Here is a 16,254-nt window from a genome sequence, read left to right as displayed (position 1 = left end):
CAACAAGCAAGTGCTTGAAAACGCCCGAAAATTCGTTGTGGCATCAAACGTGCTTTCAGTCCCGCTGACCGGGCATCGACCCGCTCGCGTGGGCTTTCTGCGGGCTTCGGATCGGCAGTGCAAGGAGGACCTTCGATGAGATGGATGAGGATACGGGTCGCCTTCGTGGCCACCCTCGGGCTCCTCGCTGGTGGGGCGCTCGGGTGCGCCGAAGAGCGAGACCCCATCAACCGCGTGCAGGCGAACGCGCTGGCGAAGTCGTTCTTCGTCGGTGAAGACCTGCACAGCGACGCGGACAACCCCGAGTTCTGGTCACAGGGCACGGTGGTCGACGTCGGCTACGGCGCGGCGCAGGACGGTTTGTTCACGTCCACGTACGCGCAGCCCGTCGCGCGCTTGAAGTGGCAGATCACGGAGGACCTCCTGATCGGGCGCTTGAGCTACGAGCGCATCCAGGACTCCGACGGCAAGAAGGGCGTCGGACCGTCGACGGATCAGGGCGTGATCGTGGTCGCGTACCCCATCCAGTCGCACTTCGACATTCGTTACGAGTACAACCCGACGACGGGCGAGGAGCTGAACGTCCTCGTCGAGAACGGCTCGGACAGGCCCTGGTACGACCGCGAGTACTTCCGCGTCGACTGGAGCAAGAACCTCAACGTGGATTCGTACGATTACGACACGTTGTCCATGCTCGGCGTCTACGGCGGCGTCGACTACGAGCCGCTCGACTACTACGTCAGCGATCCGAACGATCCCGACGCGCCGCACTTCGATCCCGAGACGGGCTACTTCGACGTCACGAACAAGGCGTTCGCGAAGCCGAAGATGATCGACCTCAGCCACCTCGGCTGGGGCATCGACAAGTTCCCGGCCTGCTACCTCGACAACGACTTCTTCGGTGGTTCGGCGCCCTCCGGCACCTGCAACCCCGTCGAGCTCACGATCCGCCAGTCCTTCCGCCGCGTGGTCGATCGCGACTACGAGCCGGTGAACTGGGACGGCAAGCGCTTCAGCGCGTACGGCGCGTTCACCGTCGATCGCTCGGGTTACGCCCGCAACTACGGCATGAGCGACGACAAGTGGTACCGCTTCGCCGCGCGTTACAACATCTGGGAGCGCAGCCACTACTACGCCGATCCCGAGAAGATGACGGGCGAGGTGAAGTGCTTCGTCCCGGAGAAGACGCTCTCGGGCGACGATCCGCACCGCGACCTCGACGGCAACGGCACCGAGGACGAGTGCGAAGAGGTCACGAAGGAGACGGGCGTGGCGGGCTCGCGTTGCGACGAGTTCAAGCAGCGCTGCACGCTGCCGTATCGCCTGCGCAAGGAGGTCCCGCAGCCCTGGTACTACACCAAGGAGTCGGACCCGGAGTACTTCGAGTCGACCGACTGGGCGACGCACGAGTGGGACGTCGCGATGCGCGCCGCGGTCATGTCCGCGCGCAACGCCGAGTGCAAGGCGACGGGCGGTGATCCCGGGGCGTGCGACGGCCAGTTCCCGATGTACCGCGGCCAGATGGACGACAACTGGGATCTGATCCAGCTCTCCCACGAGGTCGACGCCTGCCGTGCCGGCAAGACGAACGACGGTCGCAACTGCGAGGCGATCGCGGATCAGCTCGGCTCCGAGCGCGGCGTGGATCCCGGCGTGATCGCTGTCGCGAAGATGCAGCAGATGATCATGCTCTGCCACAGCCCGGTCCTCGAGACCGACGATCCGGCCTGCGGCCCGGCGGGGCGCACGGTGCGCATGGGCGACCTGCGCTACCACCAGATCAACGTCATCCCGACGCCGCAGACGCCCTCACCGTGGGGCATCATGGTCGACTCGGACGACCCGCTCACGGGCGAGAAGATCGCCGCGAGCGCGAACGTCTGGTCGCACGTGACGGACCTCTTCAGCCAGGGCCTCGTCGATCAGATGCGGTACCTGAACGGCGAGCTCACGACCGACCAGGTCACCGAGGGCACGTACGTCAAGGACTGGGCGATCGCCAGCGAGGTGGCGGGCGGCACGGGCGTGCTCCCGCAGATGAGCCAGGCGGACCTCTCGCGTCGCGTGCTCGGCGGCGCGGGCGTCATGCCGGACAAGATGAAGGCCGTCGAGAGCGGCGAGGGCTCGATCGTCACGAAGCCCGAGTTCGCCGAGTCGCTCGAGAACGTGAAGCAGATGGTCCGGGACGTGCGCGCCGACGCGCTCGCGCCCTCGGCCAACCGCCCGGTCTACGAGGCGCGCCGCCAGCGTGCGGCGGGCTCGCAGATGGAGGCGCAGCTCACGACGAAGGCGATGCAGCAGCTCGCCGGGACGGACAAGCTCCCGGTGAACGACGCCGTGATGAACTTCGCTTCGCCTCTGCGTGGCAATCACCCGCAGGTGCAGCGTGACATCGCGCGCATGAAGGAGATCGCCCTCGCCGAGCGCGGCATGTGCATCATGCAGGCGACCTTCCCCTCGCCGATCGGCCTCACGTCGCTCGACAAGGCGATCCAGGCGAAGTTCAAGGACGCCATCAACCCGCGCACGGGCGCGCCGTACGGCACGTTCGCGGATCCGATGTCGAACACGAAGCAGGACCAGCTCGATCGCGCCGAGGTGATCCGTCACTGGATCGCGCAGAAGGCGCACTACTCGGTCATGGCGCACGAGATGGGTCACTCCATCGGCCTGCGTCACAACTTCGTGAGCTCGTCGGACGCCTGGGGCTTCCGCCCGCAGTACTGGCAGCTCCGCACGAAGAACGGCAAGGTCACGGCGGCTTGCAACGACCTCAAGAGCGAGGCCGAGAGCGAGAACTGCGTCGGGCCGCGTTACTTCGACCAGGTCACGGCGAACGAGCGTGATCAGCTCCTCACCATGTTCATGCACCAGTCGATCATGGAGTACGGCGGTGAGGTCACGCAGGACTTCATCGGCCTCTCCGCGTACGACTTCGCCGCGGCGCGCATGTTCTACGGCCAGACGGTCGCGGTGCATGCCGACACGGACATGAACGCCGACAAACCGCTCGGCCGCGCCGCCCTCGACAAGATGGACGGCTTCGGCGGCATCATCGGCTACCAGTACACGTCGAACGGCAGCGCGAACATCCACTACTCCCAGCTCCAGCGGACGTGGAAGATGCTCGACGCGCAGAGCTGCACCGCGCTCACGGAGGAGCAAGTTCAGCGCCTGAAGCCGGCCGACTGGGACGAGGGGCGCCTCGGCAAGTGGGACCCGCTGCTCGACGGCCTGATCGTCAAGGTCAACGGCGAGTACTCCAAGTGCAAGACGCGCAAGGTCGACTACATGCCGTGGCAGTCGATGCGCGACAACGGCGTGGACTTCGGCCGTCGCTGGAGCTCCGTCGACGCGACGAAGCGCACGCGCGTCCCCTACGGCTTCGCCACGGACCGCTGGGCCGACCTCGGCAACGTCGCCGTCTACCGCCACGACAACGGCGCGGACGTCTACGAGCTCTTCAACTTCTTCATCACGCAGCAGGAAGTCGGGCACATCTTCGACAACTACCGCCGCAACCGGCAGAGCTTCAGCGTTCGCGCTGCGGCGATGCGCACGCTCGAGCGGTACAACACGAAGATGCGCGACGCGGCCAAGGGTCTCGGCCTGCTCGTGAACATCTACCGTGACTTCGCGCTCGAGTCCGGCTTCGACTTCAACTCGGAGTGGCCCTCGATCGCGAAGCAGTTCTACCAGGACAACATCCTGGCCTCGGGCCTCGCGTTCGATCACTTCGCGCGCCAGGTCTCTCGCCCGCAGTACGGCGAGCATCACAAGGTCGCGAACGATCTCGTCCTTCGCTCGACGGACGACATCTACTCGCAGCCGGGTCCCACGGTCCTCGTCGTGCCGAACGGCGCCACGGGGTATCGCTCGGACAACAGCCCCGCGGGTCCCGCGGCGATCGGCATCGGCGGCAGGCCGCTCGAGAACGCCCTCGCGGACGACAAGGGCAACGACTACGACTCCGAGTACACGATCAACGCCGGGTCGTATTACGACAAGGCGTGGGCCTCGATGTTGTTCACCGAGTCGGTCGACAACTTCATCAGCGCCTCGCGTCAGGACTTCCTCGACGCTCGTTACCGCGCGGTCTCGCTCGCGGACGTGTTCCCCGACGGTTATCGCCGGTGGCTGGGCAACAACCTGACCGGCGACGACATGCTCAAGGGCGCGTGGGTCAAGGCGAACAACGGCACCCCCATCACCGATCCGCAGAAGTTCCCGTCGACGCCGCTCGGCTGGACGAGCTGGTGGCCGGCGGAGGGCCCGCAGGTCTGCTTCCCCGGCGAGGGGTCGACGGTCTGCTCGGCGGTCGGCTGGGATCCGGGCGTCTTCGAGGGCGAGTCGGTCAACGTCGACACGCTCATGCCCATCGACGGCCAGATCGGCTGGGAGCAGCAGAAGTTCCTGATCGCCTGGACGATGAACTACCTGCCCGAGAACCAGCAGCAGTGGTGGATCAACATGCTCCGCCTGTGGGAGCAGGGCGTGGACGGCGATCCCGAGTTCGACGCTCGCATCGAGTTCCACGATCCGTCGGGCAAGGTGTACGTCGCCAAGACCTTCGGCACCGAGGTCCTCTTCTCGGGCACGAAGTACGAGAAGACCGTCCAGAAGGGCATCTCGGCGCGCGTCCTCCAGTACGCGAACGATCTGCTCCAGCAGGCGTACGTGGTCGACGAGGTCGACTACAACAACGACGGCACGGTCGACTGGTACAAGGCGCGGACCAACAGTGACACGACGTCGCCGAACTACGGCGCGCCGCTCGTCAAGTTCGACTCGACGATCCAGTCGTCGGCCGATCGTTGCACCGCCGCCGACAACACGGGCTGCACCTGCACGGCGAACCGCGCTTGCGTCAAGCTCTCGCGTTACGCCGAGGTGCCGTTCTTCATCCGTCAGGCCCTCGCGGCGTACGGCCTCGCCGACCCGTCGATGAAGGGCATCTACGACTGATCGAAGACACCTTCCCCCCACCCCTCTCCCGCGGGAGAGGGGCCGGGGGTGAGGGGATCGCTCGAAACGAAAAGGCCACGGGATTCGCTCCCGTGGCCTTTTTCTTTGGCGCGTCGCGGGTTCGTCCGGACGCGCGTTTGTCCTGGCGCGTCAGCCCTTCCGCAGATAGCCGGCGTTGAGCAGCTTGATGATGGCTTGCGTGGTGTCGAGATCCGTCGCTTGGCTCTTGTTCAGCACGAGGGCGAGGTGCCCGTGGTTGTACGCGAGCTGGAAGACCTCGATCTCCGTCGGCGAGAGCTCACGCAGCGCGGGGCCGAGCGGGTGCGGCACGATGAGCCGCGTATCGAGATCCGGCAGCTTGTGCCGGAGCGCGTTGAGCTCGTCGATCTGCCGTAGGCCCTCCATGAGGAGCTCCTGCACGGACAGATTGATCGTCACCGGCAGCGTGCGCTCCTCAGGCGGGTCGAAGTCGAACGTCCCGCGCGTCCACGCGAGGATGCGGATCGCCGCCTTGAGCGGCGGCACGTCGTCCTCGTTGATCTCGGCGTACGTGACGATGCCTCGGTGAAGGAAGATCTTTCCGACGTCGTCGTCCGAGGTGATCACGAGGACGCCGCTCTTCTTCGAGGTGCCGAGGAGCTGCAGGAGGTCGGGCAGCGGGATCTCCTCGATCGCGCCGGACATCGAGCGCGCGGGGCCGCGGGGCGCCACGGAGGGGCGGGGCGGCTCCATCTTGCGGCGCGAGGCGGCGGCCGTGTCGGCCGAGACCACCTTGAGGATGCTCGTGCCGATGAGCACGCGGTCGCCTTCCTTGAGCGTGCTCTTCTGGATCTTTTCGCCGTTCACGAACGTGCCGTTCGTCGAGCCGAGATCCTCGATCGTGAGATCCGTGTTCGAGAGCAAGAAGCGCGCGTGCTTTCGCGAGACCATCTCCTCGACGAGGACGATGCCCGCGTCGCTCGCGCGTCCGACGACGAGCTCCTGCGCGTCCTGCAGCGGGATCTCGCCACCCTGGTACTTTCCCGAGATGAAGCGCAGAACGAGCCGCGACGGAGACGTCATGTGTGGAGCTTGTTCCATGTGCGTGGAAACCGAGCACTCGCTACTGCCACGCTCGGTCCGACATTGTGCCTCGTGAGACTCTTGGGGTCATCCATCAAAACGACGCGGGCGTAGGGCCCCGGGCCCTTCGTTTCCGCTGCGATCGTGACGCCCCGGAAGCTCGCGCGCACGACGCGAAGTCGATTTCACGTGTGGGGGGTTCGCCACGATCGCGCTCCCCGCCCCCTCCAGGATGGGGGAGAGGGGGACCGGGGTCGGGCTAACGGCTCCGGCGCCTTCGCAGCGCGAGCGCCGCGCCCGCGAGGCCGAGGGCCCAGGCGAGCGGATCCGTCGACGACGGCGCCTTGCCGGTCGAGCACGCGCCGCCGGTGATCACGAAGCCGCTGGGAGGCGTTTCTCCGCCGCTGCCTGCGGCTCCGCCTTGTCCGCCGCTTCCGCCTGCGCCACCTGCGCCACCTGCGCCAGCCATACCGCCTGCGCCACCTGCGCCGCCTGCGCCACCTGCGCCAGCCATACCGCCTGCGCCACCTGCGCCACCTGCGCCACCTGCGCCGCCCATGCCGCCGGTGCCCGAGGAGACCGTGTCGTCGCTCGGCTCATTCGGGTCTCCTTCCCCCGGATCGACCGCGCCGTCCTTGTCCTTGTCCTCCTCGCCGTCGGGGACGCCGCCGTTGTCCGTGTCGGGGTCGAGCGGATCGGTCGTCGTCGCGCCCATGTCCGCATCGGGCACGCAGTTGCCTGCGGCGGGGTTCGTCCCGGGACCGCTGCAGTCGTGGCCCATCTCCGTGCCGTCGAAGAGCCCGTCGCCGTCGCTGTCCGGATCGAGCGCGTTGATGAGCCCGTCGCCATCGGTGTCGTCGCCGGGCAGCGGCTCTTGCCCGTCGGGCACGCCGTCGTTGTCGGTGTCGGCGTCGGTCGGGTCCGTGCCGAGCATCGTCTCCACGTCGTCGGGCAGCCCGTCGCCGTCGCTGTCGTTGCAGCCCTCGTCGATCGTCCCGTCGCAGTCGTTGTCGATCGTGTCGCACGTCTCCATGCCCGAGGGCACGCAGACGCACTGCTTTGGCGCCGGGTCGCAGACCGGTTTGTCGCCGGGGCAGTGGCTGTCCTCGGTGCAGCCCACGCACTCGTTCGGGTCGCTCGACGTGTCGCAGATCGGCGTCGCGCCGCCGCAATCGGCGTTCGTCGTGCACTCCTCGATCACCACGACCGTGGGCGGATTGCCGGGCGACACGCCGTTGCCGTCGGTCGGGAAGGACGTGTACGGCGCGCCTTGCTTGCCTTCGCCGCTGACCGTCGCCTGGTTCGACAGGGTCGCGGGCGCGTTCGGCTCGACCTTCACGCGGAAGCGCACGAGCGCCGTCTCGCCCGGGGCCATCTCGCCGCCCGCAACCGCGTTCGCGCCCGCGCCGAGGCGCACCGTGACCGTGCGCGTCGCGGCGATGTACTCGCCCTGATCGTCGCCCGCCTGCTCCGTCTTCGGGCCCGCGTTGGCCCCTTGCACGATCTCGAGCGAGCCCGGGACGAACGACACGCCCACGGGCAGCTGATCGTCGAGGCGCGTGTTGATCGACGTGTCGTTGCCGCTGTTCGTCACGGCGATCGCGTATTCGAGCTCGTCGCCGACGACGAGCTTGCCGGCGTTCACGTCCGACGCGGTCTTCGTCGAGGTCGAGAAATCGGGCAGGAGCGTGGCGATCGACGAGACGAAGCCGCCGATCCAGAAGACATCGTTCGCGCCCGAAGCATTGCCGACCTGCACGTTCGCGGTCTTCTGGCCGGCCGTGATCTTCGTGGAGATGTCGACCACGTCGAGATCGATCCCGCTCATGCTGCCGGGCCCGCCCGTGAGCTTCGGCAGATCGCCGTCCGTCGAGACGGCGGCGCCGAGCCACGATCGCGAGGCGTTGAAGAAGTTTCCCGTGGGGTTCTGCGCGTCGACGATGTCGTTGGCGGCGCTGAGCACGCCCGTGCCGAAGCGCAGGTAATCGTTCTGGCCGGCGGAGCTCGCGACGTCGCCCTCGTAGGCGATGACGGCGAGCTTGCCGTCGATGGCCGCGCCGGGGACGGTGAAGCCCGAGAGCGCGAGCGTCTGCGGCGTGACGCCGATCCGATCGAAGCCGTCGTGCAGCGCAAGGTGGCGCGGCTTCTCCGAGGGCAGCTCGTAGAACACGACGAGCCACCACCCGGCGAAGAGCCGGTCCTGCACGAGGCCGACGAAGCTGATCGAGTCGACGCCGGAGAGCCGGTACGCGCCCGCGCCCTGGGTCGCCACGAGTGAGGTCACGTCCGCGGTCGACTGGTAGAAATACTCGGTCACGCCGCCCGAGACGTTCGTGCTCACGAGGCTGTCGTCGGCGGTGATCACCTGGGGGGAAAACGAGCCGGGGCGCTCGAGCGTCACGCTCGTGTCGGGCATGCCATTGTTGTCCCAGCGCGCGCCCCAGTAGAGGCGGGCGTAGGTCACGGTCGCGCCGGGCGGCAGCGTGAGCGCGGCGGTCGAGCGTTGATCGGCGACGGTGACGCTCTCGGAGGCGCTGGCGCTGCCGAGGGCGGGCTCGTCGGCGCGCCAGTGGATATCGGGGGCGCCGTCGCCGCTGCCGTTGCAGACCACCTCGCCGATGACGGGCGCGACCCCCACGTTGCCGCACTCGTACCCGAGCGTATTGCCGATCAGCTTGAAATCGCCGTGACCGTCGAACTGCTTTCGCAGCTTGGGGGCGGCGAGGGCCGTTCCGGCGGGGAGGGTGGCGAAGGCGACTGCGCCGACGAGGGCGGCGAGGCCGGCCCGGCCGACAAAGCTACGCCGGGGCGGAGAAGGAGAGCGCGTGGACATGGCAAGGACCTCGCATTCCATCATGCCAGAGGTCGCCCGCCCAGCGCATTCTTTTTGGGCGAGATCGCGGCCTTCGGGGCTCGCTCAGAATGCGTTATGGCCGGTCAGCGCGCTCCCCAGGATCAGCGTGTGCACCTCGTCCGTGCCTTCGTAGGTATAGACGCTCTCCAGGTTCAGCGCGTGCCTTATGACGGGGTAGTCGAGCAGGATCCCGTTCCCTCCGAGCAGGCCGCGCGCCTTGCGGGCGGCGCGCAGCGCGAGGCCCACGTTGTTCTTCTTGCAGAAGGAGACCTGAACGGGCGTGATGGCGCCGGCGTCCTTGAGACGACCGTAATGCAGCGCGAGGAGCTGGCCTTTCGCGATGTCCATGGCCATCTCCACGATTTGCTCCTGCACGAGCTGCTTCGCCGCCACGGGTTTTCCGAACTGCACGCGCTCGCGCGTGTACGCGACCGCGGCTTCGTAACAGGCGCGCGCGGCGCCGAGCGCGCCCCAGGAGATGCCGAAGCGCGCTTGCGTGAGGCAGGAGAGCGGCCCCTTGAGCCCCACCACGCCGGGGAGCATGTTTTCCTTGGGCACGCGCGCCTCGTTCAGCACGATCTCGCCCGTCGGGCTCGCGCGCAGGCTCATCTTGCCGTGGATCGTGGGCGTCTCGAAGCCCTTCGTCCCGCGCTCGACGATGAACCCGCGGATGGACGAGGCGTCGCCGTCGTCGACCTTCGCCCATACCACGGCGAGATCGCAGATCGGCGCGCTCGTGATCCACATCTTCGTCCCCGTGAGCACGTACGAATCGCCGTCGAGCCGCGCGCGCGTCTTCATCGATCCGGGATCACTGCCCGCGTCCGGCTCGGTGAGGCCGAAGCAGCCGATGAGCTCGGCGGCGGCCATTTTCGGCAGGTATTTGTTTTTCTGTTCCTCGGACCCGAAGCGCCAGATCGGGTACATCGCGAGCGAACCCTGGACGCTGACGAAGCTCCGGAGCCCGCTGTCGCCGTACTCGAGCTCGGCGAGCGCGAGCCCGTAGGAGACGGCATTCATGCCGGCACAGCCGTATCCCTGGAGCGAGGCGCCGAGCAGGCCCATCGCGGCGATCTCGGGGATGAGGTCTTGCGGGAACTGCTCCTTCGCGAAGAGCTCGGCGGCGCGCGGCAGATACCGCTCGCGCACGAACCTGCGCACGGTGTCGCGGATGATGCGCTCCTCGTCCGTGAGGAGGCCGTCGATGGCGATGAGGGCGTCGAGCGAGAGCGGCTCTTGGGGCGTCATGGTCTCGGGCGTGTGTAGCCCGGATGGCGAGCGCGGGGAAGGGGCGTCGCGGCGCGCGCCCTCACGATCGCGACAATCCGCGTGTTATGGATGCAGCATGCGCCCCCCTGACGGCACATTTTTCCTTCCTGGCCCGGCTGGCCGCATCGAGGCCGTGCTCAAGCGCCACCCGAGCGCGAGGGCGGCGGCCGTGGTTTGCCATCCGCACCCGCGCTTCGGCGGCACTTTCTACAACAAGGTCGTTTCCCGGGCCACGCGCGCCCTCCACGCCGCGGGGGCCACGGTCCTGCGCTTCCATTTTCGGGGCGTCGAGGCGAGCGAGGGCCATTTCGACGACGGCGTGGGCGAGGTCGACGATACCCGCGCGGCGCTCGATTTTCTCGCCCCCGAGCACCCCCGCCTCCTCGTCGCCGGGTACTCCTTCGGCGCCTGGGTCGGCCTGCGCGTCGGCGCCTCGGATCCGCGGGCCGAGGCGCTGATCGGCATCGGGATCCCCATCAACGTCTACGATTTTTCCTATCTCCGCGAGACACGGAAGCCCCTGCTCCTGATCCAGGGCGATCGCGACGAATGGGGCGACATCGAAGCGGTCCGCACGCTCGCGCGCGAGCTTCCCGGCCCGGTCACGCTGGAGGTGATCCCCGGGGCAAACCATTCTCTCGCGGAGCACCTGGAGACGATGATGGAGAAGATTTCCGGATTCGTCGCGCGCCCGTCAGGTTGATTCGAGCGAGCGTCCTTGCGAGAGCGCCTCGGCGACCGCGCGCCGCCGCAGCTTGCCGCTCGTGGTCTTCGGCAAGGTCCCGGGGGGCAGGAACATCACGCGATCGATCCCGATCCCATGCGAGAGCAGCGCGGCGCGTACCCGCTCGCCGAGCGCGTCGTGGGCGGTTGGATCGAGCTTCGTCTCCGCGATCACGTACACGAGCTCGGTCTCGTCCGCCTCCGCGCGTACGCCGACGGCCACGACGCACCCGCTCCGCACGTCCTCGACCTCGGAGACGATCTCCTCGATCACCGAGGGAAGCAGGTTGTGCCCGCCCTTGATGATGAGGTCCTTCTTCCGCCCCGTGACGAAGAGCTCGCCCTCGTCGAGATACCCGAGATCTCCCGTGCGCAGATAGCCGTCCCGGAACACCGCCGCGGTCGCCGCCGCATCGTCGAGGTATTCGTGCATCAAGGTCGGCGCGCGGACCTCGATCTCGCCCACGTGCCGCTCGGGCAGGGCCTCGCCGCGTTCGCCCGTGATACGCACGTCCGTCCGCGGAATCGGTTTTCCCACGCAGACGAGCTCGAGCGCGTGCGGGCCCGGCTCGGTCGCGACGGCGCGCCCGGTCTGCTCGAGCATTCCGCGATCCACGACCGCGAAGCGCGACGGCGAAAGGAGCTTCGGAAAGCTCACGGCGACGGTGGCCTCGGCGAGGCCATACACCGGGAAAAACGCCTCCGCGCGGAACCCCACGGGGCCGAAGGCCTCGGCGAAGCGCCGCAAGAGCCCGGGTGAAATGGGCTCCGCGCCGATCATCGCGCATTCCCAGGGCCGAAGGTCGAGCCCCGCCTCCGCCGCGCGCCGCGCGAGCCGCAGGACGAGCGCATAGGCCGAGGGCGGCGCCGCGCAGATCGTCGCCCGCAGCGAGGACATCGCCTCCAGCCAGGCGAGCGGCCGCGCCCGGAAATCCTGCGGCCCGAGCATGTTCGCGACGAACCCATTGTAGAACGGAAAGAGCAGCCCGCCGATGAGGCCCATGTCGTGGTGCAGCGGTAGCCACGAGACGGCCACCGATTCCGCGTGGCTCGGCAGCGCCTCGCTCATGCACGCCATGTGCAGCATCAGCCGCTCGTGCCCGAGGACGACGCCGCGCGGATGCCCCGTGCTCCCGCTCGTGAGCTGGATCAACGCGGGTCCGGGCGCCGCGTCGGGATCGGGCGAAAACCCGTGCGGCGTGATCGACAGCTCCTCCGCGCAGAGGACCCGGACCGGCCCCCGCGCGCCGGCGAAGGCCGTGAGCGCGCGCGAGGTGACGAGCGCCCGCGCCGAGAGCCTTTCCGCGGTTTTGCGGAGCTGCTCGAGGAAACCCTCGATATCGGTCAACCGGAACGGCAGCCCGATGGGAATGGGCACCGCGCCGAGCGACCAGATCCCGAAGAGCGTCGTGACCGCGGCCTTCACCTCGGGCACGAGCACGAGCACGCGGTCCCCGGGCCGCACGCCGGACTCGTGAAGCCCGGCCGCGACGCGCACGGCTTCCTCCCAGAATCGGAGCCAGGTCCACGCCTCGAACCCCGGATCCTCCTTGAATCGAATGGCGATCGCGTCGCTCCTCGATCCGGCGCGGCGGCGGAGCAGCCCGGCGATGGTCCTCGTGTTCATCTCGCCCCCTTTTCACGCGCGGGCGGGACGATGGGGAACCACGCGGACTCGACCCGCGGCCGGCCCCGCGTCGCCAGGATCATGTATTCGAGCGCCGTGCGCCGCGCGAACGAGAGCTTGGCGACGGTCATGTATTGCTGCAGGAGCCGCGAGAACCCCGGCGAGATCGCCTCGATGCGGCGGCGGTTCTTGCGCACGTTGTCGATCCAGCGCTCCAGCGTGAGCGCGTACGAGCTCGTGAGATCCTCGACGTGGCAGATGTCGAGCCCCGCGCGCTCGATGAAGGCGAGCTCCTCGCTCAGGTGGAGCAGACGACAATACCCGAGCGCCTCGACGAAGATGTAATCGGTCGCCGTGCTCTCGCGATCTCCGCGGTGCTCGGCCGGATAATAACAATCGGAGATGAGCAAGCGCCCGGAGGGGCGGAGGAGCCGGGCGACCGTGCGGTGGATCTCCTCGCGGTTGTGCATGTGGACGATGCTGCCGCTGAAGAGCACCACGTCGAACGAGGCGGGTTCGAGGGCGAGATCCTCGATGTGCTCGACGTCGATGTGCACGCGGTCCGCGACGCCGGCGAGGCGCGCGCGGCGAAGCGCCTCCTCGCGTTGCCGCTCGCTGAGGGTGATCCCGAAGAATTCGCCCTGGGTATGCTCGGCGAGGTAGAGGAGATTGCTGCCCCACCCGCAGCCGACGTCGAGGACACGCTCGCCGGGCTGGATGTCGAGCTTGGCCTGAATGCGGGCGAATTTGCGTGCCTGCGCGGTCTCGAGGTCCTCGTCGGGGCTCACGAAGACGCCGGTCGCGTATGCGAGGCGGCTATCGAGCACCATCGAGAAGATCTCGACGTCGTGCTGGTAGTGCTCGGCCACGACGCGGCGCTCGTGCTCGCGTTGCTCCGCGGGCGAGCGCTCCATCGCCTCGCGCTCGGGGTGGGTATGCGCGGTGGAGCTCATCGGGCACCTCCGTTCGCCTGGGCGGAGACCTTCTGTGCGACGAGCGCGGCCACGTCGCCCACGGAGCGGATGTGCGGCTGCTCGGGCGTGGTGAAATCGGGCAGCGTGATGTCGAACGCCTCTTCGAGCGCGACGTTCAGCTTGATGAGCCCGAGGGAATCGATGCCGAGGCGCGCCTCGTCGAGCCGCGCGTCGAGCGCCACCTGCTCCACGGGGAGGCGGAGGGTCTCGGCGATGATACGGCGGACGTCATTGGCGATGGCGTCGGGAATGGAAAGATTGGTAGCCACGAGAAGCTCCTTGGTGCCGAAAATTACGGGGCATGGCGCCTGGCAAGACGGGGGCCACGCTGTATGTCTCCGGATGGAGGTCGAACGACCCGGCGCGTGTGCAGCCAATGCCCAATTCGCGCGGATCTTGCTCGCGCAGCATTGGCGCGGCCGTCTGGCCCAGGCGAAACATTGCCGGCACGGTGGACGCGTGGTGCGACGGCGACCCGAGCGTGAGCTTTCGTGGCGCGAGCGACGAGGGTATGGTGGCGCCCCCATGCGCCACCTCCTCTTTGCGGTGACCTTCGCCTCCTGCATGCCCCTCCTCGGCTGCGCCGCCCGCTCTCCCGAGCCGAGCCACGCGCCCGCGCCGCAGGACGACGCCATCGTCATTGGTCAATCGTTCATCATGGACTCGGCCGCGCTCGGCGAAAAGCGTCGGATCACGGTGTACCTGCCGCCGGGGTATGCGGAGAGCCGCGAGCGATATCCCGTGATGTATCTGCTCGACGGCGGCGCGGCGGAGGATTTTCACCATATCACCGGCATCGTCCAGGTCTCCGTGGCGAACGAGATCATGAGGCCGGTGATCGTCATCGGAATCGAAAACACCGAGCGAAGGCGTGACCTCACGGGCCCCACGGAGAACGAGAAGGACAAGGCGATCGCGCCGCGTGTCGGCGGCTCGGCCAGGTTCCGCGCCTTCCTGAAGAACGAGCTCGTGCCGCGGATCGAGCGTGATTATCGGAGTAGCGGGGAACGCGGGCTCATGGGGGAATCGCTGGCGGGGCTGTTCGTCCTGGAGACGTTTTTCGATGATCCCGCGTTGTTCGGGACGTACATCGCGGTGAGCCCGAGCCTTTGGTGGAACGATGGTTTCCTGCTCGCGCGGGCCGAGCCGCGCTTGAAGGCGCTATCGGCGCAGGGCAAGACGCTGTACCTGACGGTCGGCGGCGTCGAGGACAATACCGCGGAAACGGAGCGGATGGCCGGAATCCTGCGCCAGCATGCGCCCGCGGGGCTGATATGGCATTATGTACCGCTTCCGGCGGAGGCGCATGGTACCGTTTACCATGTCGGCGCCGTGCATGCGTTGCGGCTGCTCTATGCGAGGAAGAAGACGGAGGCGAGGGACGGAGGCTGAGCTGCGTGCCTTCGCCGCCCGCGTTCTGGCCGTGGAACCGGCACGCGTAGGTGTCTACGCGTCACCGGGATCGCGCGCGGGCGCACGTGTAGTGTACGTTGCGGGCGCGAGACGTCTCTTCCGGGCATCGCCCCACGTCTCATCTATAGGATGCTCCGCCCAGCGCCCCGTCGTCGCATGTGCCCACGGCAACGGCGCGCTGCATCACGTCGACTTCGTGCTGCCGGCGCACCCGGGTGAGGGGTCGTTTGAGCGCGTATCGATTTCCAGATTGGCGCTTGACCTTTGCCTTGACGTTGAGGTATACACGAGCCGCCTATCGAGTGCGCATCCCACGATTTGGAAGATGCCCACTCTCGGTTGTCCATCGTTCCATTTTCCTGGCGACCAATAGGGTCGTTCTTCCTGAGGTGCGCACATGAATAAGCTCGCTCTCTTCGGTGCTGCTGCGGTCGCGACGGCGTTCTGCTTTTCCTCGGACGCGCGAGCCACGGGCGACGGCGACGTTTCGGGCTCGGCGCTGGACCTGGTGATCGCGTACCAGAACGACAGCACCAAGACCACCGGCAACGGCGGCAGCTTCGTCACGAAGGCGGTCAAGGACGCGCTCGGCTGGTCGAGCAGCCAGTGGCTGTACTACTTCGGCACCTCGACCCTGAGCGCCCAGAAGTGGTACGAGCAAATCGTCCCGCCGGGCGGTGGCGCGCCCTCGAACTTCGTCGAGGTCGACAACATCAACGACGTCGACGCGGGCCAGGTCTTCGCGATCAACGCCACCGGGTCGTACACCGGCCATGCCGCCGTGATCATCGGCGAGCCGATCGACATCACGCCGCCGAACGCGTTCTACACGCCGTACATCACGGGGACGAAGCAGTGGGCGGTGCCGATTGCCGACTCCACGGGCAGCGAGCACGGCCAGAATACGGCGTACCCCGATAGCCGCCGCTCGGCCAGCGGCTTCACGGCCAACGTCCCCGGCACGGCCTACATTCGGCTCTACTCGGACGCCACGACGGGCGAGATCCTGTCCTACGGCTGGAGCATCACCGCGACGAACGACCTCAACATCTACGATCAGAGCGAGCGCCCGTTCGCCATCGGCGAGCTCACGGTCGCCCCCTGAACGAATCTCAGCCACGCGCCCAGTCGCATGGCTCAACGCTCCCAGGGCGCGCCCCGCAGGTCGCGCCCTCCTGGGAGCGTTTTCATTCGATCCCATCCAACCAAGCTCGCCACGAGCCCGCTAAGCGCACCACGCGTGCGAGCGGGACGTACGCGCGTCCGGCAGGCGCTTTCGCTCCGACGGCGGATGAAGAAATAGAACGCCCCTCCCACAACCACCATAGCCTTCGCATCGATATAGGTGTATACACGATGCGGTCTAT

Annotated in this window: 10 protein-coding genes; 4 read left to right on the top strand and 6 right to left on the bottom strand. The window is 67.6% G+C overall.

Annotated features, from left to right (window positions below; translation table 11 throughout):
• Positions 1 to 135 precede the first annotated feature (135 nt).
• A complete protein-coding gene (locus tag QHF83_RS08520; protein WP_282417264.1) occupies positions 136 to 4,965 on the top strand; it encodes a hypothetical protein in 4,830 nt (1,609 codons plus the stop codon).
• A 150-nt stretch (positions 4,966 to 5,115) separates the two neighbouring features.
• Here QHF83_RS08520 and QHF83_RS08515 read toward each other — a convergent pair whose 3' ends face one another.
• From QHF83_RS08515 to QHF83_RS08505, 3 genes are all read right to left on the bottom strand, one after another.
• Entirely contained in the window at positions 5,116 to 6,027 is a 912-nt protein-coding gene (locus tag QHF83_RS08515; protein ID WP_282417263.1) for a DUF4388 domain-containing protein, read from the bottom strand.
• A gap of 259 nt (positions 6,028 to 6,286) precedes the next feature.
• Positions 6,287 to 8,860, bottom strand: a complete 2,574-nt coding sequence (locus QHF83_RS08510; protein ID WP_282417262.1) for a DUF3344 domain-containing protein — start codon at positions 8,858 to 8,860, stop codon at positions 6,287 to 6,289.
• Positions 8,861 to 8,944: 84 nt separating this feature from the next.
• A complete protein-coding gene (locus tag QHF83_RS08505) occupies positions 8,945 to 10,129 on the bottom strand; it encodes an acyl-CoA dehydrogenase family protein (RefSeq protein ID WP_282417261.1) in 1,185 nt (394 codons plus the stop codon).
• A gap of 97 nt (positions 10,130 to 10,226) precedes the next feature.
• Between QHF83_RS08505 and QHF83_RS08500 the strand changes: the two genes are divergently transcribed.
• Entirely contained in the window at positions 10,227 to 10,853 is a 627-nt protein-coding gene (locus QHF83_RS08500; RefSeq protein ID WP_282417260.1) for an alpha/beta family hydrolase, read from the top strand.
• Here QHF83_RS08500 and QHF83_RS08495 read toward each other — a convergent pair.
• Genes QHF83_RS08495 through QHF83_RS08485 form a run of 3 tightly spaced genes read right to left on the bottom strand, consistent with a single transcriptional unit; the run spans position 10,845 to position 13,743 of the window.
• Complete coding sequence (locus QHF83_RS08495; RefSeq protein ID WP_282417259.1) at positions 10,845 to 12,500, bottom strand: AMP-binding protein; 1,656 nt, start codon at positions 12,498 to 12,500, stop codon at positions 10,845 to 10,847. The two genes, QHF83_RS08500 and QHF83_RS08495, sit on opposite strands and share 9 nt — an antisense overlap.
• A complete protein-coding gene (locus QHF83_RS08490; RefSeq protein ID WP_282417258.1) occupies positions 12,497 to 13,453 on the bottom strand; it encodes a class I SAM-dependent methyltransferase in 957 nt (318 codons plus the stop codon). Before QHF83_RS08490 ends, QHF83_RS08495 begins: the two co-directional genes overlap by 4 nt.
• Positions 13,450 to 13,743 carry an acyl carrier protein gene (locus QHF83_RS08485; protein WP_282417257.1) on the bottom strand — a complete coding sequence of 98 codons (294 nt, stop codon included), beginning with the start codon at positions 13,741 to 13,743 and terminating at the stop codon, positions 13,450 to 13,452. The genes QHF83_RS08490 and QHF83_RS08485 overlap by 4 nt, the downstream gene beginning before the upstream one ends.
• Before the next feature lie 256 nt (positions 13,744 to 13,999).
• On the opposite strand from QHF83_RS08485, the gene QHF83_RS08480 reads away from it, so the two are divergent.
• Together QHF83_RS08480 and QHF83_RS08475 are read left to right on the top strand one after the other, a co-directional pair.
• Positions 14,000 to 14,866, top strand: a complete 867-nt coding sequence (locus tag QHF83_RS08480) for an alpha/beta hydrolase-fold protein (RefSeq protein WP_282417256.1) — start codon at positions 14,000 to 14,002, stop codon at positions 14,864 to 14,866.
• A 418-nt stretch (positions 14,867 to 15,284) separates the two neighbouring features.
• Positions 15,285 to 15,992, top strand: coding sequence for a hypothetical protein (locus tag QHF83_RS08475; RefSeq protein WP_282417255.1), 708 nt, complete (start codon positions 15,285 to 15,287; stop codon positions 15,990 to 15,992).
• Positions 15,993 to 16,254: the final 262 nt, after the last annotated feature.

The sequence above is a fragment of the Polyangium sp. 15x6 genome (assembly GCF_029960785.1).
Lineage (GTDB): Bacteria > Myxococcota_A > Polyangia > Polyangiales > Polyangiaceae > Polyangium.
Note: the sequence above shows the minus strand (reverse complement) of the source record. Positions and strands in the feature narration are given on the sequence as shown.